The 24,134-nt window shown below is 48.5% G+C and carries 14 protein-coding genes; 9 read left to right on the forward strand and 5 right to left on the reverse strand.

All coding sequences use genetic code 11. From position 1 onward, the window contains the following. Window positions 1-383: 383 nt before the first annotated feature. From ACE3MZ_RS05350 to ACE3MZ_RS05360, 3 genes are all read left to right on the forward strand, one after another. Window positions 384-1,343: an ABC transporter permease gene (locus ACE3MZ_RS05350; RefSeq protein ID WP_411346706.1), complete on the forward strand. Its 960-nt coding sequence runs from the start codon at window positions 384-386 to the stop codon at window positions 1,341-1,343. A 30-nt stretch (window positions 1,344-1,373) separates the two neighbouring features. Continuing rightward, window positions 1,374-2,261 carry a carbohydrate ABC transporter permease gene (locus ACE3MZ_RS05355; protein ID WP_411345444.1) on the forward strand — a complete coding sequence of 296 codons (888 nt, stop codon included), beginning with the start codon at window positions 1,374-1,376 and terminating at the stop codon, window positions 2,259-2,261. 255 nt (window positions 2,262-2,516) lie between these two features. Then, window positions 2,517-4,196, forward strand: a complete 1,680-nt coding sequence (locus ACE3MZ_RS05360; RefSeq protein ID WP_411346707.1) for an ABC transporter substrate-binding protein — start codon at window positions 2,517-2,519, stop codon at window positions 4,194-4,196. Window positions 4,197-4,664: 468 nt separating this feature from the next. Here the strand turns inward: ACE3MZ_RS05360 and ACE3MZ_RS05365 are convergent, their stop codons facing one another. Beyond that, complete coding sequence (locus tag ACE3MZ_RS05365) at window positions 4,665-5,705, reverse strand: ketopantoate reductase family protein (protein ID WP_411345445.1); 1,041 nt, start codon at window positions 5,703-5,705, stop codon at window positions 4,665-4,667. Between the two features lie 32 nt (window positions 5,706-5,737). After that, entirely contained in the window at window positions 5,738-6,484 is a 747-nt protein-coding gene (locus ACE3MZ_RS05370; RefSeq protein ID WP_411345446.1) for an acetoacetate decarboxylase, read from the reverse strand. A 125-nt stretch (window positions 6,485-6,609) separates the two neighbouring features. On the opposite strand from ACE3MZ_RS05370, the gene ACE3MZ_RS05375 reads away from it, so the two are divergent. The 6 genes from ACE3MZ_RS05375 to ACE3MZ_RS05400 all read left to right on the forward strand — a co-directional run bounded on the left by ACE3MZ_RS05375 (window position 6,610) and on the right by ACE3MZ_RS05400 (window position 18,070). Then, window positions 6,610-7,497 (forward strand): LysR family transcriptional regulator, encoded by an 888-nt coding sequence (locus tag ACE3MZ_RS05375; protein ID WP_411345447.1) that lies wholly within the window; start codon window positions 6,610-6,612, stop codon window positions 7,495-7,497. Window positions 7,498-7,566: 69 nt separating this feature from the next. Then, a complete protein-coding gene (locus tag ACE3MZ_RS05380; RefSeq protein WP_411345448.1) occupies window positions 7,567-9,720 on the forward strand; it encodes a sensor histidine kinase in 2,154 nt (717 codons plus the stop codon). Continuing rightward, entirely contained in the window at window positions 9,695-11,278 is a 1,584-nt protein-coding gene (locus tag ACE3MZ_RS05385) for a response regulator (RefSeq protein ID WP_411345449.1), read from the forward strand. The genes ACE3MZ_RS05380 and ACE3MZ_RS05385 overlap by 26 nt, the downstream gene beginning before the upstream one ends. A 139-nt stretch (window positions 11,279-11,417) precedes the next feature. After that, the gene (locus ACE3MZ_RS05390; RefSeq protein WP_411345450.1) at window positions 11,418-14,267 is read left to right on the forward strand and encodes a CHASE3 domain-containing protein; all 2,850 of its coding nucleotides are present in this window, start codon (window positions 11,418-11,420) and stop codon (window positions 14,265-14,267) included. Window positions 14,268-14,559: 292 nt separating this feature from the next. Continuing rightward, window positions 14,560-16,071 (forward strand): hypothetical protein, encoded by a 1,512-nt coding sequence (locus ACE3MZ_RS05395; protein ID WP_411345451.1) that lies wholly within the window; start codon window positions 14,560-14,562, stop codon window positions 16,069-16,071. Window positions 16,072-16,420: 349 nt separating this feature from the next. Then, window positions 16,421-18,070: a hypothetical protein gene (locus ACE3MZ_RS05400; protein WP_411345452.1), complete on the forward strand. Its 1,650-nt coding sequence runs from the start codon at window positions 16,421-16,423 to the stop codon at window positions 18,068-18,070. Window positions 18,071-18,262: 192 nt separating this feature from the next. Here ACE3MZ_RS05400 and ACE3MZ_RS05405 read toward each other — a convergent pair whose 3' ends face one another. From ACE3MZ_RS05405 to ACE3MZ_RS05415, 3 genes are all read right to left on the reverse strand, one after another. Further along, on the reverse strand, window positions 18,263-20,167 hold the full coding sequence (locus tag ACE3MZ_RS05405) for an ABC transporter ATP-binding protein (protein ID WP_411345453.1): 1,905 nt from the start codon (window positions 20,165-20,167) through the stop codon (window positions 18,263-18,265). After that, window positions 20,157-21,902: an ABC transporter ATP-binding protein gene (locus ACE3MZ_RS05410; RefSeq protein ID WP_411345454.1), complete on the reverse strand. Its 1,746-nt coding sequence runs from the start codon at window positions 21,900-21,902 to the stop codon at window positions 20,157-20,159. Before ACE3MZ_RS05410 ends, ACE3MZ_RS05405 begins: the two co-directional genes overlap by 11 nt. Before the next feature lie 913 nt (window positions 21,903-22,815). After that, a complete protein-coding gene (locus ACE3MZ_RS05415; protein ID WP_411345455.1) occupies window positions 22,816-23,991 on the reverse strand; it encodes a GNAT family N-acetyltransferase in 1,176 nt (391 codons plus the stop codon). Window positions 23,992-24,134: the final 143 nt, after the last annotated feature.

The following is a 24,134-nucleotide window of genomic DNA, read 5'->3' on the forward strand; positions in this document are numbered from 1 at the left end:
AAAAAAGGCAACATGAGCATCACCTCCTAACTGCTCTATCATAACACGTTTATAAGTTATATATGAATATGTTTTTACGTTATTTTATAGATGCGTTTGAAGGCTCTTAGTTTGTGTTTCATTATGTTCGTTCTCATATACAACTATCATTCTGTATCATGCTATATATCTCAGCATATATTGAATCTGGAAATATATGATCTACTTCAGCAATCCTCGATTAGTACCCATTACATATACGCACCCAATACCACCCACCCGAAAAATGAGACACCTCACACGAAATCTGGTACATTCCCGCATCCAACTCCCACAGCTATAATAAAACACATAGATGTAATCGCTTACATAAATAGAAGGGAGAGGAATACATGGAAAGCGATATGAAAAGCAAGTCGGATTCGCGGCAGTCGGTGCGTTCTGCATCTGGTAGTGTGCGGCGCTGGTTTCGGCGGTTGTATACACAGCGACATTTGCAGACGATGGCGCTGCTTGGTGTAATCTGGATGCTGATATTCAACTATATTCCGATGTACGGCATCGTCATTGCCTTCAAAGAATTCAATATCGTCGACAGCATCGCAGCTGCGCCTTGGGTCGGGCTGGAGCATTTTCGCGCCTTCATGGAAGACGAGAATCTGCGAGATGTGATTCGCAATACGCTCGGAATTAGCCTGATCAAGCTGTTTATCGGGTTTCCGCTACCGATTTTGTTTGCGCTATTTCTGAACGAATTACGCTCTGTTCGTTTCAAAAAGTCGGTGCAAACGATCTCGTATCTGCCACATTTTCTGTCGTGGGTCATTTTGGGCGGTATTCTGACAACATGGCTGGCGGATGTCGGTGTGATCAACCAAGTGCTGCTGGCACTGCATCTCATTGATCAACCGATCTCGTATTTGGCGGAGCCGACCTATTTCTGGGCAATCGTTATCATCTCAGACATCTGGAAAGAGCTTGGCTGGTCAGCGATTATCTATCTGGCGGCGATGGCGAGTGTATCACCGGAGATGTACGAAGCGGCAACGATTGACGGTGCCGGACGGTTTCAGAAAATGTGGTATATCACTTTGCCGGGCATTCAGAGCACGATTGCGATTCTGTTCATTCTGGCAGTCAGCGGTGTACTCAACTCCAACTTTGACCAGATTCTCGTGCTACGCAATTCGCTCAACGAGAGCGCCAGCAACGTGATCGACATTTATGTGTACCAGACAGGGTTATTGTCCGGGCGATTCTCGTATTCAACGGCGATTGGACTGATTAAGTCGGTCATTGCACTCATTCTGTTGCTCATTGCCAATCAGGTGACCAAGCGATTAAACAATACTTCATTATTCTGAATATTCAATTGGAAAGGAGTGAGCCTGCCCATGATAACGTCGTCTCGGCGAACGCGTGGAGAAGTGATATTTGATGTGTGCAATACGATCTTTATGCTGCTGATTTGTTTTGTGACGTTATATCCAATCTGGTATGTGCTAGTCAATGCGTTTAATGAAGGCACGGATGCGATGCGCGGTGGCATCTACTGGTGGCCGCGGATGTTCAGTCTGGAGAGCTTTGGCGCGGTATTCCAGAGTGAAGGCATTATGCAGGCGATGTGGATTACGGTTGCCAAGACGGTGATCGGTACGTTTATTCATGTGCTGTTTACGGCGATGGTGGCATATGCGCTATCTAGGCGCGATCTGATTGGCGGCAAGCTGTATATTTGGATCGGTACGATTACGCTCTTTTTTAGCGGGGGATTGATTCCGACCTTTTTGCTGATGAAGGATTTGCAGTTGCTGGACAATTTTATGGTGTATATCATTCCGGCGATGTTCAGCTTTTTCGATCTGATTATCTTTATGACCTTTTTCCGCGAGATTCCAGATGGGCTGGAGGAGGCGGCACGAATCGATGGGGCGAATGATTGGTCGATTTTTTTCCGGGTCGTATTGCCAGTGTCGATGCCGGTGGTGGCGACGATTGGATTGTTTCATGGAGTGTACCAGTGGAATGATTATTTTACCGGGATGATCTATATGAATGATACGTCGCTACAGCCGATTCAGACGTATCTGTACCGCGTTGTGGCGGAATCCAGCTCCAACCAGATGCTGGCGGCGGTGCCGGGTGGTATTAATCGTTCGGTTACATCGCAGTCGATCAAGCTGGCGACGATGGTCGTGACGACGATACCGATTGTGTTCGTGTATCCATTTCTGCAAAAGTACTTTGTCAAAGGCATGATGATCGGTTCAATTAAAGGGTGATGCAATGCGAATCTTATGGATATAACAGCAATGCGATACGAAATAGGATGATCTCACAATCTATACGAATAACCGACAAAACGACATACGAGAGGGGTTATGATGATGGAAAATGGAAAACGGGAATGTATCCATATGGAATCAAAGGTAGCTCGCAGTGAACAGAAACCGATAGATGCTGCACAAAAATCATCCCATGATGCGCAAAAGGTCGTCCATTCTGAACCGAGCGTATCCAGCACCAGACATCATACGATGCAGCGTCAAGCAGGCAGCAAGCGTCCAACCGTTGCATGGCGCAAACCGGCGATTGCTGCCCTAATGGCGGGATTGCTCACGCTCACGACTGCCTGCTCCTACTTTGGCGGTGGCAGTAACAGTGCCAGCGAGAATACAACGCCAGTCAAGCAAGCGTCAGCCGATGAACCAGGCTGGAAAGTCGATACAGCTCCGATTACATTTGACTGGTATATGAATTTCTCGTGGTATACCGGCACCGATTGGGGCAAGGATATTACGAGTCAATATGTGACGAAGAAGACCGGGGTAAGCATTAATTTTATCGTTCCAGCGGGCAATGAGAATGAGAAGCTGAATACGATGATTGCATCTGGCAAGCTGCCTGACTTTATTACGATTGGCTGGGGCGAGGATGCGGTGAAGAAGATGATCGAGGGGAAATTAGTGCTGCCGCTGAACGAGCTGGCGGATCAGTATGATCCCTATTTCCTCAAAGTAACCGATCCGGCGAAATTATCGTGGTATACGCAGCCAGACGGCAATGTGTATGGCTATCCGAATGCGTCGTCATCTCCGGCAGACTTTGCCAAATACGGTGCTGACTATGTATCCAATCAGGTGTTTGTCGTGCGCAAAGATATGTATGAAGCGCTAGGTAAGCCGGATATGCGCACACCGGAAGGCTTTTTGAAAGCACTGGAGATGGCAAAGGAAAAGTATCCGCAGGTGAATGGACAGCCGCTCATTCCGCTCGGATTGCATGAATTTACCGAGAACGGCAATTATTCGCTGGAAGGCTATCTGCAAAATTTCCTCAACATCCCGATGGAGCAAAATGGCAAGCTGTACGATCGTCTGACCGATCCTGAATACTTGCGCTGGCTGAAGACGCTGCGGCAGGCGAATCAGGAAGGGCTGCTGGCAAAAGATATCTTTATCGATAAGCGTGCCCAAATGGAGGAGAAGATTTCGCAAGGACGCTACTTTGCGATGCTGTACCAGCGCAGCGATTTTAGCGCTCAGCAAAATGCACTGTATGCCCATGATCCGAACTCCGTCTATATCGCGGTCGACGGTCCGGCGGATGCCAAGCTGGATGCGCCGGTGCTGAATGGACCGAGTATCTCCGGCTGGACACTCACGCTAATTTCCAAAAATGTCAAAGACAAAGCGCGTGCGATCCGTTTTCTGGAATATATCATTAGCGAAGAAGGACAGCGCGATCTGTATATGGGCGAACCGGGCGTGACCTACGATATGGTCAATGACAAGCCGGTATTCAAACCGGAAGTGCTGAAGCTGCTCAATAGCGACCGCTCCGCCTTTGACGCCAAATACGGAGCTTCGCATAAATACTGGATGGAGATGGATACGAATATTACCGACCAGTGGAAGCCAGAGAGCGTCGAGCCGTTCAAGCAAATGGAAGACTGGACGAAGGGCAAGACGGTCAGTCGTTCTGAATTTGACCAGCTCAATCCGACGGGCAATTCACCGGAAGGGATTATCAATACGAAGATCAGCCAGCTATGGGGCAAAACGTTGCCACAATTACTACTGGCATCCTCGGACAGTCAGTTTGACCAGTTGTTCCAAGATTATTTGAGCAAACGCGACCAATACGGACTCGCCAAAGTGCAGGCGTATCAGCAAGCAGAATACGAGAAAAACAAAGAAAAGCTGAATATCCAATAATGAGTCGGAACGAGAACAACGAGAACATGGTGATGTGTCAGGGCTGTTGCTGATGGATATATTGAGATTAGGGAGTCATCCAATCTATTGAAGAAGTTCCAACAAACGCATCAACGCAAAAGAAAACCGCGCGGCATCATGTTACAGAAACATGATACTGCGCGGTTTTTATTATAGAAAGCAGAGCGATGGACAGCTGCTCCAGCATATTCACTGTCATCACATGGATACCTCGCCGACATTGCCTGAATATTCAACGGTTAGGGTCATTAAGCCTATACATTGCGATTGCAGTGCACCGATGGAATCTTCATCACACTATCGTACTTGGTAGCCCATATTATCTCTGCCTAATATCATCTTCAAGCTGATACTATATTCAAGAAATATGATCAGTCATACTAGGACAATATCCACTTTGGCTGCATACAGCGTACTTTGGTATAGCACTCTCTGTATGTTGCATCATTACCGCGTGCTGTACACGTTGACCAGCTGCTCGAATGGTTTGATGTTAGTATCAAAATCCGGTACACTGCCTGTCGCTTCGGCGGCTTGCACTAACTGTACGACGAGATCGTTAAATGGGGTCGCGATACCTTTGCCCTTTGCCAATTCCGGTACAACGCCGTTGATGTATCCGATCTCCGTTTTGCGCTGCTTTTCCAGATCTTGCAGCATGCTTGCTTTTAGCAGCCGGGATGGTGCCATCACTTGGCGCAACGTCATGATGCGTGCAGGCAGATCGCTGTCCTGCTGCAACTCCAGCGAAGCGATATCGAACCCGCCCATGGTGGCAAACTGGACACCGTTCGCATGTCCAACCTTGATCGTCTCATCAGCGATATGAGCGGCACTGGCGATGCCAATTTCGTTATCCAGAATATTACCGTATTCGCCGTTTAGCGCTGCTGATAATCCGCTGAATGCGTTATTGATCAGCAGTTTCGACCATTTGGTTCCGACCAGATTGTCGGAAATATGCGTACCGCCGACCAGCTCCAGCACCGATTGAATCTCACGAATCCGTGAGGTCATTTCCCCATTCAATTCGCCAATTTGAAAAGCATACGCTTTGAACTGTGTATATTCGGTAGTGAGTCGAGAGATACCCGGCTTCATAAACGTAGCGCCAAATTCAACGGAACCGGCAATGACGCGCTGCGCACCGACCAGTTCAGCTACATGCTGCTCCGGTATGCCATTTTGCAGTGAACAGACGACGCTGGTATCATTCAGAAATGGCAGCAGATCGCGCAGCACAGCATCGTTATATAGTTGCTTGGTCAGCAGCAGCACCAGATCGTAGATACCGGACTTTTGCTGTGGGGTGATCGCTTTGACGCTGGATACAAATTCCGTTGTACCAGTCACGGTTGCTCCTTGTTCATTGAGGGCATGTACATGATCTTCATACGTATCGATTAACTCGACATTCATGCCGCCAGCGCTAAGATATGCGCCAACAATCGTTCCGAGTGAGCCTGCGCCCAGAATAGCAATTCTCATCGTTACTTCCTCCTTGATTCTTGTTCCTTCGCTTAAGATTGCTCCAAATAGTTATATACCGGATGCGCCGCATTCAGCGTTAGATCTGTCAAAATATGCGAAGCCGAGACGATCTCACGTACCGGCAGATCAGCGAGTGGTGCGAGTGCATGTTCAAACAGTTGCAGTCGCGCGGGACCTGACCATGCCCATTTCACATCAATATCCGTAATCTGTGTGCGTACCAGATCGCAGATGCGCAATTGACCGGTATAATCGGTTGCCAGTTTGACCATAAAGGTTGGACGGCAGATGTCTTGTTTGGCTTGTTCGACGTCCATCGGTACATGCTTGTAGCCCATCGTTGCGGTAGCTACGCGCAGACTGCCGTAATCTAACGTGCCAACGAGTGTATCGGAATCGACATACAGCTTCGGTGCGCCGAGCTTTTTCGGATAGGCAGTCAGCTCGCGTCCACTGGCAATCGCGGGAAAGTTGTCTACGTACATAGAATGCACATAATCGCCTGCTTCGCCGTTGAATTGCACAGGAATGACCTGCCCGGCTTCGGTATAAGCGCCCAACCCCGACACGTCCGGCATCCACATTACTTCAAATTTGACGAGTGGATCGGTAATTTCCAGCGGCTCCGGCACCGCAGCACGCAATGCGTCTATATCTGTGCGATATACGATATTGAGATATTCGCGATTTACGAATTTGTAAGGCGGAAATGGATAAGCAGGTGCAGTCAGCGGGGTGTTGAAGTTTTTGGCAATCTGATTCACATCGATATTCATAGGACATCTCTTCCTTTCGACGAAATATAATATAGGTATATTTTACGTCTTTATTTACATATGTTCTAATACATAATAAAGTATAAATACATTGATCACAGTAAATGAATGGGGTGGAATTACAGATGGAATTGCTGCAACTGCAATACTTTCAGACGGTTGCTTATACGGAGCATATGTCGCGAGCGGCACAGCAGCTGCATATCACTCAGCCGTCGCTCAGTCTGACGATCAAACGGCTAGAGGATGAGCTAGGTACGAATCTATTTATACGCAAAGGACGCAATATCCAATTGAGCGAATCCGGTACAATTTTGCTCAAGCATGTCAATCGGATGTTTATGGAGCTGGACAACGCCCGGCTGGAAATTCAGTCCCAACATGAACGTGCATCTCATACGATCAATATCTCGATTTCCAACCCGCGTTTCTTGTCTCGCATCATCACTGGGTATATGCACAATGATCCGAATGCCAAAGTGCATCAGGGCATCCGCATGAAGGATGAGATCATCTCATGTCTCAAAAAGGGTGATATTGATCTGGGCATCGCTGGTCATGTCACCGCAGATGAGGAGATTGAGAGCTATCTGCTAGTCGACGAGGATATTGTGCTGGTGTTACCGCTCAATCATCGGTATGCGCAGCGAACAGAGCTTCCGCTAGTAGAAGTAGCGCAGGAGCCGTTTATTTCGCTGGCGGATAATCGGGAATACAGTGAATTTATTAGGGAGCTGTGCGCCCAGTCTGGCTTTGTGCCGAATAACATGTTTGAGGTGGATTCGTATTTGCTGACCGAGATTATTCAGATGAATCAGGGGATATCGCTGTTGCCAGTATCCGTCTGCAAGCAATTGAATCTGCATTACATCCGTATTGCTGGGGGATCGCCTACGTATTCGGTCCATCTGTTCTGGATGAAAGAGAAAGTATTGCCGCCCGTAGTTACTGATTTTCGCGATTACATTATGGAGTACTATCACAACAATCAACAACTATTTACTCTTTCTTAAAAAATAATTACAATATTAGGTTACAATGGGAGTAATAATGTAAGCGCTTATATTTAAAAGGGGGAAGCGATGCATTTGAAAGCATTGCGGGAGAGAGTACAGATGTTGTTCACACGTCTGAATGGTGTATCGCTGCAAAGTCGACTCATTGTTGCGTACATCGTCGTGATTTTGCTGCCGACTGCTGCCATTTCCTATTATTCGTATCAGCAGATTAATACGACGTATATTCAGGATACCCGGCTCAAAAGTATGGATACTCTACAAAATGAAAAGCAGACCATTCTTACACAGATCGAAACGATGGAACGTGCCGCACAGCTGGCGTTGTCGGACAAAGCGGTTGTTCCCTATTTGACCGAGGATCAGGATACACCGACGGCAGAACTGCTGGAATTCAATACGAATTCATATGCGCGGCTTGCCCAGATTCAGATTAACAATCCGTCGATTCTGCATTTGCGATTGTATAGCGACAGTCCGAATACGTATGAAATTTGGCCGATTATTCTACATGAACAGCGTACAGCGGAGGCGCCATGGTATAGCATGGTGAGAGGTTTAGGAGATCGGGAAGCATGGTATATGCAGCGTAGTGATCTGTCACTGGATGAGGTGGATACGCGCCGTGCGCTGGAACCTGATCCGCCCAAGCTGTCACTGCTACGCGAATTGGAATTGCCGCGTGGTCATCATGCGGGCATCATTCAGGTCGATATGCGTCTGTCCGATCTGGCACCGCTCACCTTTGGCAAAAGTCAGGAGGATAGCACGCGGATGCTGTTACTCGATGCTGGTGGTGGACATGTGTCGGCGGATGAGCAAGATACACTGTATACGCGGCTGGCACATCGTTTGCTGAACGATCCAGCAGGTGATGCTGTTGAGACAACAGGCTGGTCATTGTCAGACCAGAAAGACAGTGATGATTTATCATCAGAGCAGGCAGCGTACAACGATGACAAGGAACGTTCCTTATTATCAGGGCAATCATCATCGCCATATACAGGTGATAATGCTCAGTCCTTGCTGCCAACATCAGCGCAATACAGAGAGGATGGGCAATCGTATCTGCTGACCAGCATCCCGGTGGAACGACTCGGTGCACGACTCGTACAGGTCACTTCGCTGGAAACGATGCTTCAGGATACTGGTCGCGCACGGAATCTGATCATTATGGCGACGGTTGCTTTTATCTTGCTCGTCTCGCTGATTACGTATGTGGCGAATGCATTAATTCTCAAAAATCTGCGCAAGCTGACCCAGGCGATGCAGCAGATGCGCCGGGGAGAGTTTCCCCCTGTCGTTCAAGTGGACGGCGGTGGGGAGATTGGCGAGCTAGCGTACCATTTTAACCGGATGAGTAGCACGATCAACGAATTGATTGCGCAGGCAGTACGCAAGCAGGCGCTGATGAAGGAAGCGGAACTGCGAACGCTGTACAGCCAGATTGATGCGCATTTTCTATACAACACGCTAGAAAATATCAAAATGCTCGCCGAAATTCAAGATCAGCGTCAGATCTCCGACGCGCTCACTTCGCTTGGCGGGATGATGCGTTATAACTTCAAGTGGGCGGGCGAATACGTCACGCTGGAACAGGAGCTGCGCCATATTCGCAATTATATCGACGTAATGAATATCCGCTTCGACGAGCCGGTTATACTGGATGTGCAGGTAGCGCCTTTGTACAACGAACTGGAACTGCTCAAAATGTCGTTGCAACCCATTGTAGAAAATGCTTTCAAACACGGCTGGGACGAGGAGATGAGTAGAGAGCGCCTGCTAACCATTTCTGTAGAAGACGAGGATCATATAGAAGATACAGATGTCACGCTACCCGGAACCAATAGAAGAGTACAGGGCATGGACGATAGCATAGAGGAAGCGAAGCCTTCTCATGTCCTTATCCGTATATGTGATAACGGTCAGGGGATGAGCGCTACTGCATTGCAACAACTCAATGCCAGATTACTGCAATATGATGGGCATACTGAACCGTCTGAGCTAGCCTCACAGACCGATTCCTCCTCATCTGTATCTATACATCAGGGTGTTGGACTGCTGAATGTGCAGCAGCGTATTTCACTATTTTTCGGTGAACCGTACGGCTTGCAGGTGCGCAGTGTGGAGGGTGCTGGTACTGAAGTCAGATTGCGTATACCCAAAATTATACTGGCAGGAGGAGACATTCGGCATGAGACAACTACTGATCGTGGATGATGAGAAGAATATTCGGCATGGCTTACAGGTGATGATCGAGCGGCAATTTCCGGGGCGTTATGTGATTCGTAGCGTGCGTCATGGACGCGAAGGACTCGAAGCGATCATGCAGCTGGCTGCCGATCTGATCATTACCGATATTCGTATGCCGGTGCTCGATGGTATCGGTATGCTGGATGAATTGCGGGGTATGGCAGAGTTGTCGGTACAGCCGGAAGTGATCGTGCTGAGTGGGCATGATGATTTTGAATATGCGAAGGCGGCGATTCGTTATCAGGTGCGCGAATATCTGTTAAAGCCGATTCGGCGTGAGGATCTGTTTCAAGCACTGGAGCGGCTGGAAGTGGAATTGCACCAGCGCGATGAACGGGCGCGTAAGCTAGCGGATGCGCAGCAATATCGAACGCGCTGGCAGGAGGAACAACTATCTCGCTTGCTGGACAGCAACGGGCAGGATGCCGATAACATGCGTATGGACGGCGATTTGCCGGATTTGCCGCACCCTTATGTGATCTGCATTTGGCAATGTGTTACAGCGGATGGGCATCCCGTTCCGGTACAGGAATTGGATATGCTGTTGCGTCAGCTGGATGCAGGAGAAGGCTACGGTACATCTGCCATTGCGGATACGCAATTACTGGATCGCGAGGGTAGGCGTGTCTGGATTGTGCATGATCAGCAATTGCCACGGTTGCAGGAGCTAGCGCAGGCGGCAGGACGGCGTGATGTATCCGGCTTGTGGGTGGGCATGAGTCTGGCAGGCGAAGGGATTGCGCGCTTGCCGCTTGCGTATACCGAAGCTTGCAGAGCGCTGGGATACGGATTTTTCTGTCCGGGTGTGTATCTGCTGCATTATCAGCCAGAGCAGGAGTATGTAGCGTCCTCATCGGTGTCGGAGGAAGAGATTCGCCAGCTTGGCAATCTGCTTGGCACTGGCGATGTGGAGGAGATGAACCGTCGACTGCACCGACTGTTTCGCTTGTCGGAGCTGCATCATATGAATATCGACGTTGTACGGCGTACTGTATTGCTGGTGAACGAGCATATTCTGGATGAAGTCTTTCGGCATTTTGGCGAAGCATCGCTGGAAGTGCTGCGATTGTATCGCCGAGTGTGCAGTCTGGAGCATTATCGTTATTTTCACGATTATTACCGTGATCTGGAACGCTTATTGCTCTGTCTGGACGAGTATATCGGTCAGCTGCGATTCGTGCATAGCGAGCATCACCGACTGCGCGAAGCGGTCGAATACATGCAGCAACATTATGATCGTCCGCTCAATATGGCGATGGTTAGCAATCATGTGTCGCTCAACTATTCGTACTTTAGCGAAGCGTTCAAAGCGTACACTGGTGAGAACTTTGTGTTGTATTTGAAAAAGTTGCGTATTGCGCGTGCCAAACCGCTGCTGCATGAGTCGGAATTGCGGCTGAGTGAAGTCAGCCGACAGGTTGGATTCGAGAGCAGTCGACACTTTTCCAAAGTATTTCGTGAGCTGGAAGGCATCACCCCACAGCAATACCGATCCAAGCTGGAATTACGATCGAAAATTTATTAATATTTTCAGCGAATTTTACATTCTGATCGTTTGCAAACACAATAATTTGAAGTAAAATAGTTGGGTAGCCAAAATAATTGATTTTCGGTCTATATTATCGAACATATTGGCCATTTAACTATATACTGGAGGGCTTTAAGTGCCAAATGGTGCAAAATGGAGTATACGCACTAAAATTGTGGCGGGTTATATCGTGATTATTATCTGTCTGGGCGTCGTGCTGACAATGATGTCAAGCCGTGTGAACCAGCTGGAAGAAGAAAGCCGATATATTAATGATCATGACCTTGAAGTCCATAACCTGACCAATGCACTGGAAAAGCATGTGCTGGATATGGAAACCGGGCAGCGAGGCTTCGCCCTGACCGGAGAAGAAAGTTATCTAGTGCCTTATAACGATGCCGCGACCCAGTGGGAATCGGATTATAACGAGTTATTGTCCCTCATTGCAGGCAATGCGTTACAGCAGAGCAATCTGGAGACGATCAAGACAGGCATTCAAAGCTGGATCAATGATGCGGGCACGCCCGTTATTCAGATGAAGCGCGATGGCGACGAAGCGGGTGTTACACGCTTTTTTGCTAGCGATCCGGGCAAGCAGCAGATTGACCAGTTACGCACAGAATTGGACGCATTCCGTACGAGTGAAAAGGCATTGACCACAGCGCGTATTGAAGCAACATCGGCAAGCAATGAACGATTGCTGGCGATGATGATCGCTGTGTGGGTGCTGCTCGGTCTAGTGTCGATTTTGACAGCGGTATTCATTTCCCGGCAGATCGTGCGCACGATCAATGATGTGCGCGATACGGTAAGAGGGATTGCGACTGGTGGCAATCTCAAGACACGGATCGAGATTCAGAGCCGTGACGAGGTCGGTGAACTAGCGGAAGCTGCCAATGAACTGCTGGATCATGTGCAGTACGAGAACTGGGTCAAGGATCAGATCGCTCAGGCAGCTACTCGTTTTCAGGAAGCATCTGATGCGAATGCGTTAGCATCAATTTTGCTAACCAAAGGCAACAAATGGTTTCACGCGCCGTATGGGATCGCTTATTTGCAACATAGCGATGGCACATGGCACCGGGCAGCGACATTTGCCGCTGATAACGAAGAGGCAGAGCTAGGAACAGAGATGATTCAGCAAGGACGCGGTTTGACCGGTCAATGTATTGCTGAGCGTCGCATGCTGGAACTGCATCCACTTCCGGCAGAGTATATACGCAATGTCAGCTCCGGTCTCGGACAAGCAGAGCTGCAAGCGATGGTAGCGGCGCCGATTATTTTTGAAGGCAGAGTCATTACCGTTGTCGAATTCGCGCTGCTTCAGCCGTTGACCGAGCAGCAAAAGCAGCTGTTCCAGCAATTGCTGGATATCTTTGCAGTTACGATGAATTTGGTGATGACTCGTATGGAAGTGGAGCAGTTGTATCGTGATTCGCAGTCGATGAATCACGAGCTGCAAGTACAGTCGGAGGAATTGCAAGTTCAATCCGAAGAACTGCAAGCACAGACGGAAGAATTGCAGATGCAGACGGAAGAACTGCAAATGCTTAACGAACGCTTAGAACAAGGCAAGATGGCAGCGGAGAGTACAGCGATTGAGCTGGACAAATACGCCCAGCAATTGCAGGTTAGCTCCCGCTACAAATCCGAGTTTCTGGCGAATATGTCGCATGAGCTTCGTACTCCATTGAACAGCATGCTCATTCTGTCGCAGATTCTGGCGGAGAATGGTTCTGGCAATCTGGTGGCAAAAGAGCAGGAATACGCTTCGATCATTCACTCGTCCGGTAAGGATCTGCTGAATCTGATCAACGATATTCTCGATCTGTCCAAAGTGGAAGCTGGTAAAATGCAGCTGGAGATTAACCCGATCAGTGTACAAGCGATGGTAGAGCAGATGGAGCGTAGTTTCCGCGAAACCGCAGCGCTGCGCGATCTGTTCTTCAAAGTCGATATCGACGCCAATGTGCCGGATCTGATCTATTCTGATGAACTGCGTATTCAACAGGTACTGCGTAATCTGCTGTCCAATGCGTTCAAGTTCACGCAGACAGGCGGCGTTACTTTACAAGTAGAGAAGATCAATCGCATCCAGAACACTGATTATGAGAATGCTCAGCCGATGCTCGCATTCAGTGTTAGTGATACGGGGATTGGTATCTCTGCCGATAATCGCGATGTGATCTTTGAAGCGTTCCGTCAAGCAGATGGCGCAACCGCTCGTAAATACGGCGGCACAGGACTCGGATTGTCAATTTCCTCGCAGCTGGCAAGTCTGCTCGGCGGTACGATCCATCTGGAGAGTAAGTTGAACGAAGGCAGTATCTTTACCTTCTATATTCCGTGCATGATGACTGATCCGAATGAGGAACATGCGATGTTCGAAATGGCTGAATCGTTACCTGTGAATCGCACGTTGTTTATGGAAGAAGGTACATTGTCTTCCGCCGATCGACTCGATTCGTATCTGACTCCCGATCGTCCCCTGTTGAATCAGCATACACAGCCACCTGGTAGTGGACACGCTGGATTGAATCTGGACGATGCAGTCATTGTACAATCGCAATCTCCCGCCACTGATATTCTAAGCGGCAAGAAAGTTCTGATCGTAGACGACGATATTCGCAACGTCTATGCACTCACCAGTATGCTGGAGCGGTATAGTATGAATATCGTGATTTCGCAAAATGGACGCGATGCGCTGGAGATTCTGCATATGCATCAGGATATCGATCTTATTTTGATGGATATTATGATGCCGGAGCTGGATGGATACGAAACGATGAAAACAGTACGAAACCTGTACGGCTACAGCGAAGTGCCGATCATTGTTCTGACTGCGAAGGCGATGAAAGAAGATCGTGAGAAGAGTGTTCAGGCAGGCGCAACCGACTATATGAGCAAGCCGCTGCAAATGCAGGATGTGTTGCAACGGGTTCGTTATTGGCTGCACCAGCAGGCTACACGCTACTCTGCACATTAAGGCAAAATTCAATAGCTACACTGCAGCATTCCAAGACCCGGATATCCCGTCAACGACGCGGTATCCGGGCTTTTTGTATGGGTTCAAGTGCGCATTTGAAAATATATAAAGCAACTTAGTTATATAGGTCTTAATACCCTTGATGTGTCTAATTTTAAATAGTACATTTTTACTATAAACGTGGTGAGTTGCGTCATCTTTTTATCTCATTCACTTGCACTTCAATCATGGACTTATACAGCACGATCGGAAGCAGGGCACCCGTTCATTTTGAGAGAGAGGAAGATATCCAATGAATATCAGTTCAAGCCCTGGTTATGCATCCGGCAGCAGCAACTTGCAGCAGAGCTATTCTGCCAAAAGTACCAGTGTCGATTCGACGGCAACCGATGTTCCGAAACAGGAACAGGATAGCAACGATCCACAGGTAGTGGCGGACAAAGCAAAGGAACAAAAGCTGAAGGATCAGAAAATGCAGGATCAAAAACAGCAGGACAAGCTATCCGAGGAACAGAAAACCGAACGCAAAGAAGAGTACAAAAAAGAAGACAAGGCAAAAGAAGTCCGCAAAAAAGATCTGGACACCTTGTTCGACAAGCAGCAGCAGGAACAACAGGCAAGCAGCAAAGCCGCTCATGATGTATTGATCGAAACGATCTATAGCAAGCTTGGTACGGACAATCAGATGGCGGTAACCAAAAGCAACTATGAAGATACGATCAAAAATCTAGTCAGCCGTGGATTTCAAGTGAGTGCGGACGAAGAACGTTTGACGATCTCTTCCAAGATTCATCAGATGAAGCTGGAAATTAGCAAAGATTCGTACGAGCAGTACATGCAGTCCCTTTACCTCAAAGCGGCAGCGGCTACCAGCAATGGTGAAACGAACACTGGAACATCTGATAGTGGAAGTACAACGACTCCAACCAATGGCAGTGTAACGATTGGAACAGGCAGCGGCTCAACCGGGAATCACTCTTCGTCCGATGCGGCAAATACCGACACAGCGACGAATCCGGTAAACAATCAGCCAACGACAACCGAACCGACACCAACACCAGCAGAACCTACATCGACCACAACGCCGTCATCCTCTAGCGGCGGATCGGACACTTCCACATCTACCCAACCGGAGGCAACGACTCCATCCACAGACAACACCGGTCAGGGCAATTCACCTTCCAGTGATACGACGAGCAACACACCTGTTGCGAGCGACAGTAGCACGACACCAACCAGCGATTCGTCTAGCAGTGGAACAACGACAGGAAGCACAACGCCGACTACTGACTCATCGAGTAGTACGACCCCAACCAGTGGTGCATCCAGCGGTGGCACAACGACAGGAAGTACAGCGCCGACAACTGGATCATCAAGCAGCACGACACCAACTAGCGATTCATCCAGCGGTGGTACGACGACAGGAAGCACAACGCCAACAACTGGATCATCGAGCAGCACGACACCAACTAGCGATTCATCCAGCGGTGGTACGACAACAGGAAGTGCAACGCCGACAACTGGATCATCGAGTAGCACGACACCAACTAGCGATTCATCCAGTGGTGGAACAACGACAGGAAGCACCACGCCGACAACTGGATCGTCCAGCAGTACAACGCCATCCAGTGGCACTAGTAGCGCTAGCACGTCATCCGGTAATAGTACTAGCACTGGCAATACTACATCGTCAGGCAGTACAGGGACAGGAAGCAGCACGTCCTCGGACAGTGGATCAACGGGAAGTACAGGCAATACAAGCGGAACGGGCGTTGGCTTGATTCCAGGCGGGATTTTAAAATAATCTTCACCATCCTATACATTGTGCACACATATGCAATGCAGCCTTTTTCCTAATTATGGAAAAGGGCTTTTTTGTTGCTTCATGTCGGTTCTTCGTCAGCCCCAAAATACATAATTCTCATAATAACCAGTACACGCGTTTATTAATTAATTGGATAAAAATACCTTTATTAGGAATAAAGTACCTTGCTGTATAGCTATATAAATAGTAAATTATTACCAATAAATATGGTATTATATTCCTTAATTGTATAAGACATAAATATTGAACCTATAAATAAAATGAATTCTCTGCCACTGCTGTCGACGTGTACAGAATCAACAATCTACAAAGCGAGGAGCACACTTCCATGAATATGACAACAGCTAGCTACACTTCCTCTTCCAATATGTATAGCCTGTATGGAGGGTTACAAAGCCGTCTGCAAGATAGGTCCGTTGCGACAGATATTGGTTCTGGAACCGATCAGGATACGTCGTCCGACAGCCAAACACCGGCAGAGCAGAAGATCGAAGATAACAAACAGTACAAGCAAGAATTGCAGGATAAGGAACAACGTGATAAAGATCTGGATAAATTGTATGAACAGCAACAGAAGAAAACGGAACATGTTCATCAACAATTAAAACAGACGATGACGGGTCAGGGATATTTTCAAATTGGCGAGCAGCAGGACCTCGCCCTCACCAAAGATAACTTTGATACAACTGTCAAAAATCTAGTACAAAAAGGATTTCAGGTGGATAGTACAGAGCAGCAGGTGACAATCTCGTCCAAACTGCACCAACTGAAACTGGAAATGAGCAAAGAGTCATATAACAAATATGTGGAAATGACCTATGGCAAACAGATCGCCGAGCAGATGAACGGAACGAAAACGACCGGAACTGTTAATGCTTCGACATCGATTATCTATACAGGTAATGCTGGTAGTCTGTCTGGCAATGCGTCAGTCCAAGCAGGCGGCACCTCCGCTAGCGCATCTGCTGGAACATCTGGTACGTCGGCATCAGCAGGAACAACAGTTAACACAGGCAACGCATCACAGTCCCATTCCGTAGAAGCTCAGCCAGCGACTCCATCTGAGCAACCTGTATACACTCCGCCAGTTGCACCGAAGCAGTCTGTGAGTGAACAGGAATCGATAGATCATCAACCGACACCAACATCGCAACAATCAGAGGATCTCAATACCGGTTCGCAATCAACAGAAACACATGCTGGCGATGGTAGTGTAAACGCTGACACAACTTCCAGCAATACAGGAGCAGGAGGAGCAGCCAACGCACCGGCACCGTCAGATCCGACACCAACGCCGACAACTGACAACACACCAGCACCAACATCCGGTACTACCCCGTCGAATACTGGAAATAATCCAGCACCAGCTAATCCGATTCCGGTAGCGATCCCAGTAACTTTGCCTAATGTAGTGACAGACACAGTCGCATCGGTCGTAAACAGCCCTGCTGCTTCTCAAACTGCACCTGTAACGAATGCTACTCCTGCTCCAGAAGTAACAACACCAGCACCAGTAACACCGACACCAGTCACTATCCCGGCAGCTGTATCTGCACCCGTAATGACACCGGTCACTAGCACTCCGGTAACAGCGACACCGACTACCAGTACTCCAGTGACAGCAGTACCATCAACGACACCAATCATCAATACTACGGCGACAGCGACACCAGTCACAGCACCAGTTACTAGTACTCCGGTAACAGCGACGCCGGCTACCAGTACCCCGGTAACAGCAGCAACGCCAGTAACATCTACACCAGTAGCGACGTCGACACCTGTGAGCACTACGCCAGCCGCGTCTACAGTTAATAAGCCATCAGCAACGACAAGTACGCTGCCCCAATCCACAACAACTGCACCAGCAAGCACTACTACAGCCGCAAATACAACAACACAAGCAGCAACCAATCCCAATGTATTGGATGCACTCGTTGGTGGTTTGAACAAAACGCTGGTAGGCACACTGCGTAAATAAACGATCTATTATCTATTGTAAAAAATTGTATAGAGGAGGGGCGGCAACCAGATGCCCCGGAAGATAGTATCTTCTACTCAAAAAGCCTGCTTTTCCGGCTCGCCTGTGCAGTACATTCACTGTACGGACGGGAGCTGCGGAAAGGCAGGCTTTATTATATAGAGTAAACCTGTAAAAGAAAAAGGAGCTTACTCAGGCTTCTGCGGCTGTGCTATCGCTATGACGCGCATGCCGATATAGCTCGGCATAGATGCCACCGTTCGCCAGCAGACGAGCATGTGTACCTTGTTCCGCAATGCGACCATATTCCATCACAAGAATGCGGTCCGCGTGCATAATCGTTGACAGTCGGTGAGCGATAACGATAGTCGTTCGTCCACGCGAAACGGTTTGCAGTGCCTGCTGTACAAGCTGCTCTGTATGCGAATCCAAATTAGCTGTCGCTTCATCCAGAATCAGCACCTTCGGACGAAACACAACGATCCGGGCAAAGGAGATGAGCTGACGTTCCCCAGCCGACAACCCGCTTCCCCGCTCGGACAGCAGAGTATCGTACTGCTGCGGCAGGCGCTCAATCATCTCATGCGCACCGACAAAGCTACATGCTTCCATCACCTGCTCACGAGTAATATCAGGCTGGAACAGACGTACATTGTCGATAATCGAACCTGAAAATAAGAACGGTTCCTGCTGAATCAATCCAACGATCTGATGCAACTGCTGCTGTGGAATGTGACGCAGATCGATATCGTCAATCGTAACCGAACCGTCCCACACATCGTAAAATCGATTCAGTAAAGAGATCAGCGTACTTTTACCAGCACCTGTCGTTCCGACGACACCAATCATCTCACCCGCACGAATATGCAGATCCAGCTCCGGCAGGACGGGCTGATTTGCTTCATAGCCGAAGGTGATATGGTTGAAGTCAACCTTGCCTTTGACTTGACTCGGATCAAGCGGTTTCAGTTGATCTCCTTGTGCGTCGGCGATCTCCGGTTTTATACGCAAAATACGCCAGATGCGCTCCATCGATACGATCGTGGATTGAAATGTATTCCACTGCATCGTAATCTGTGTAATCGGCTGGAAAAATTGGCGAATGTAGCTGATAAATGCGTACAGTACACCGACCTCCATTTGCTTGTTAAACACTGCAACGCCGCCAAGCCATACCATCAGCACCAGCGCAATATTGCCAAGCACATCGAAGGTACGGTTGAACAGCACGTTCGATTTGAGCTGTCGCACATTCGCCTGCCAGTAGTCACTGTTATATTCAGTGAATCGGCGGGTTTGTTCTTTTTCCTGATGAAAAATCTGGATCAATCCCATACCAGACAGATTCTCAGCGGTAAACGCGACCAGTGTAGACAGGCGGCTGCGCGCATATTGATACACTTCGCGCAGCCGCTTGCGAAATAAAATCGCTAACGTCACAATCACGGGCAGCGTCAGCATCGAATACCATGCCAGCGTCGTATCCAAGCGGAACATAAAGTAAATGATAAATACGAGCATCATACCGTCACGAATCAGACTGAGCAGCACTTGAGTGAAAAATTGGCTGATCGTCTCTGTATCGCTGGATACGTTAGTCACCAATCCACCGCTGCTTGAGCGATCAAAAAAACTCATCGATAGCTTGGAAATATGTTCAAACAGGTCTTTACGAATACTGGCAACGATGTGTTGACCTGCATATTGCAGCAGATTACTTTGTACATACGTAAAGATCAGACTCACAATCGCTAGCCCCAAGAAAACCAGCGCCATTTCGATCAGAAAACGCAGATCATTATTGCCTACCGCGATATGATCATCAATCACGATACTGACTAGATAAGGCTGCAATAGATCAGCAGAGATTGAGAGCATCGTCGCGAAGATAATTCCGACGAAGGTCAGCCGATGCGGACGAGCATACCGTAAAATCGACCGTAGTGCCTCGTAACGTTGCGGTTGTTCTGATGGGGACGAGTGATGTGCCGTAGATGATCGTTTGCCATCCGGAGATAACGGCTTGTTGCCGGATGGCAAGTGCTTCGCTTGATCCGATGTGGATTTGCCTAAATCGGCAGATGATTTATTCGGCATACAGCCCCTCCTCCTGCAATTGATACATCGATGCGTAGATTCCTCGTTGTTGCAGCAATTGCTTATGACTGCCCTGTTCGGCAACTGTTCCTTGATCCAGCACGACGATATGATCTGCCTGCTTGACTGCGCTGATTCGGTGGGAAATGATCAGCGTGGTGCGCGCCTTGCGTTCCTGTGCTAGATTGGCAAGGATGCCCGTTTCCGTTACGGCATCCACTGCGCTCATACTGTCGTCGAGAATGAGAATCGGACCGGTTTTGGCAAGTCCGCGTGCCAGACTGGTACGCTGGCGTTGTCCGCCGGATAACGTAATGCCACGTTCACCCAGCTTCGTATCGAAGCGGTCGGGAAAACGAACAATCGGTTCATAGATCATCGCCTGACGCGCGTGATTCTCTACCTTTTCCAGCGAAATACTACGGTCGCTGAAGGCGATATTGTCGCGGATCGTTGTACTGAACAGAAAGCCATCCTGCGGCACATAAGCGATGCGCGAGCGCAGGCTCTTGATCGAGATGCGGCGTACATCCGTGCCGCCGAGTAGGACGGTGCATTTGGGTGGATCATAGATGCGCAGGAGCAGCTTCACGAGCGTTGTTTTACCGCTGCCTGTTTTGCCGACGATGCCTACCGTTTGTCCGCTGGCGATTTTGAGATGAATATCTGACAATGCGGGACGGTCGCTGCCCGGATAAGAGAAGGTCAATCCTTTCAGCTCCAGATCGGGTGAAGCAGCAAGCGGCTGGGCATGCTCATCATCGCGAATGTCCGGTTGTTCACCGAGCAAACGATTTACCCGGTCAAGCGAAGCGCTGGAGCGCTGCATCATATTGATCACGTTCCCAATTTGCTGTAGTGGTCCAGACATGATGCGCAGATACAACGTTAACGCGATAAAATTCCCAATCGTGATCTCACCGCGAATCGCCAGATAACCACCATATAGTAGCGAAATGACTAGTGATAATGCCCCCAGAAAAGGCACCGCTGCCTGAAACAGCGACGACATCCGCACCAGATGCAATTGATTGTCGCGAATATCATCTACTGTATTGCCGAAGCGCTGGTTAGCAGTCGATTCGATAGCAAATGTTTTGGTCACACGAATTCCGCGTAGCTGCTCTTCTGCCGAATCGGTCATGACGGCAAGCGATTCCTGTACACTCATTGACCGTGTACGAATCCGAGGTCCGAAGTATACGACCAGAAATGGAATCCCGATCATCGGCAGCACACTCACTCCGATCAGATAGAGCGGAATATGGCTAAGCAGCATCATGACTACACACGATAAAAAAAGAAATACCGCATTGGTCGTCATCGTGACTCCGTTGGAAATGGATTCGCGCACAGAGTTCACATCATTGGTCATCGAACTGAGCAGCTTGCCTGTGCCTTGACGAGAAAAGTAATGCTCGCTCAGTGTAGCGAATTTGCGAAACAGGCTTTGACGCATCGCAAACTCGAATTTGCGTCCAAGCCGCATAACCGAGAATTGCCCGGCGCCGAACAGCAGATTGTACACGATGCCGATTAGCGCCAAAATCAGGCTGTAGCGAATGATCATATTGTACTGAATGCCGCCCGCCAGCAGCGCATCGGTAAACTGTCCCAATACGCGTGGTAATGATGCCTGTGCGATATTGGACAGGATGATCAGCGCGACAGCCATCAGGTAGTAGTACCAGTGCTGACGAACATAATCCGTCAAAATGCTTCGGTCCTTTGTCATGGATGTGTTCCTTCTTTCTATTGGTAGCTGTTGTGCTGAAGACTGGTTGGTGATGGAGGGGCGGGAGTGTTGTAACTGCGTCTAATGTGTGAATGCGCTGGAGTGCTGGTGGTGAGGTGGGGATGGTTGCTTTGTTGCGCTATTATTCTTTTAACCAAAATGTGGGTGGAGTATGTAAAAAATGTCGTGAATTTTGGTGCTGGAGTCTGAGTGCGTTTTGAGCAGTTGTTACTTGTAGGCGGGTTTTTTGGGGATTGTGTGGTGGGGGCATCATGCACTTCGGAAAGGAATAAGGGAACGTCCTCAGGTGGAGCCGCGGGAATCTTTTGGAATTAGGCGAGAATGAAGATTCCCGCCCCTCCAAAGTCGTCCTTATCCCTTATTTCCTTTCCTACGTTCCGTGCACACGCATCAGTTTTAGATGCTTTATAAGCATAAAATCATTAGTATCGATCCTTATGCTGTTTTAAATCAAGTTTAAATTTACTTCAAATCGTACTCATCAATGTTATGCGAAAAGGATTCTATATGTGGTGGGCATTGTTTCATTCAATCAACAATTTATATGATCCACAGAACAGTCAAACTAGAATCTTGGATGAAATAACTTCATGCGTAGAATTTACATTGCCAAGTATACTTTATTCTGCGCACAATACAGAACTCCAAACTCCAAACTCCAAACTCCAAACCCCAAACCCCAAACCGCAGAACCCCGAACCCCTTAATATTTTTAACATGTTATTCAGTTTACTAGACGCTATAGAAGTGGGTAGCAGGTATTCTGGAAAGGCATATGAATGGGATGGTTAGTGGTTGTTTTTCTTGTATTGATATAGTGTTTGTGGATAGCTTAGATATTGGTTTACTGATATTGGTTTACTGTGTTCCAAAGGCTGCTTTCTATGCTACTTTAGATAAAATACAGTCCGTACATGTATGGGAGGGCTATGGTGGGGAAGGGGAGGTTGTGTTGGGACAGAGCCTCGGTATAAGGGTTGAACAGGAGGGAGCAGAGGTCCTGATCATTTGGGATGGGATAGTTGCCCTGTGGTGTTTGTAGGGTGTAGCTATTGTCTTCGTTGATGGTGATTTGGATGTTTTCGTCTTTGGCGAGTCCATGTAGTAAGCCGGTTTGGGATAGTAAGGCTCCGCTGTTGATGATCATCATGGTGCCGCCGTTGCGGATGGCGGAGACGGTAGCGCCTGCTTCTTGTGCGGTGGTGAGCATTGGTTGCTCTTGCCATGGAATGGTGGCAGACAGGGAATCCAGTTGAAAACGGCGGATGGCTTCGCCCCAGAGTTCGCGCACGGCGTCGGGTCTGCCTGCCCATTCGATAACAGAGCCGCGGCGAGGTTCGTTGATGGCATTTGTAGTGTCTGTTGGATGGGAAGTAGCGGTAGAATCAGCAGCGTTGACAAGGTTGGCAGGAATAGAGAAGATCGCAAAGGCGGCGATTCCATTAGGAGTCGCGGCGACGAGAATATGTTGTTGTTGGCGATTGACGTGTGCCATCGCTTCGGCGTGGATCATGAGTTGCATTTCGCTTAGGCTCATGTTGACGTGAGCGCTTGGGAGTTGGAGCAGAGCATGTACAGCGAAAATATCCTGTGATTCCAGCGGGCGGATGTCCCACAGATGGGAGGATTGCCATTGCGATGATATGTCAGCCGAGATGGTCGCCTGATGAATATGACCGAAAAATTGGCTACCCGCACGCGTATACAAGGAACGATCTCCAGAAATGAACAGCACCGCTGCACCTGCGGCAATAGCATGCTGTTTGCATTGCTCCAGCAATTGCCCGGCAAGCCGTTGCCCGCGATACTCAGGATGGGTGCATACTGCTCCGATGGAAAAGGCAGATAATATCTGTTGACCAGACGTGATCTGCACAGGCACAAGTCCCATAAAGGAAACAAGTTGCCCCTCTTCTGTAAATGCTCCATATGAATGGCTGATGCCCGGACGAAACAGCGTCGGAAAGCAATGTCCCATATACCGTTCTCCCGTTTCACAAAAGACCTGTTCTGCTAATTCTACGGCGAATGGCAATTCCTCATTATGTACTCTACGAATATTCATCATCCTAATTCCTCCTTGGAATCATTCACTTTATCAGATCATACATTCAACATACCGATTTAAAAGTTAAAGCGCTATAACTTTTGTGTATAACAATAGAGTTGTATATGGCAAGATAACGGTCGACGACAAAAAAGGAACACGCT

It is taken from the genome of Paenibacillus sp. WLX1005 (assembly GCF_046603685.1).
Lineage (GTDB): Bacteria > Bacillota > Bacilli > Paenibacillales > Paenibacillaceae > Saccharibacillus.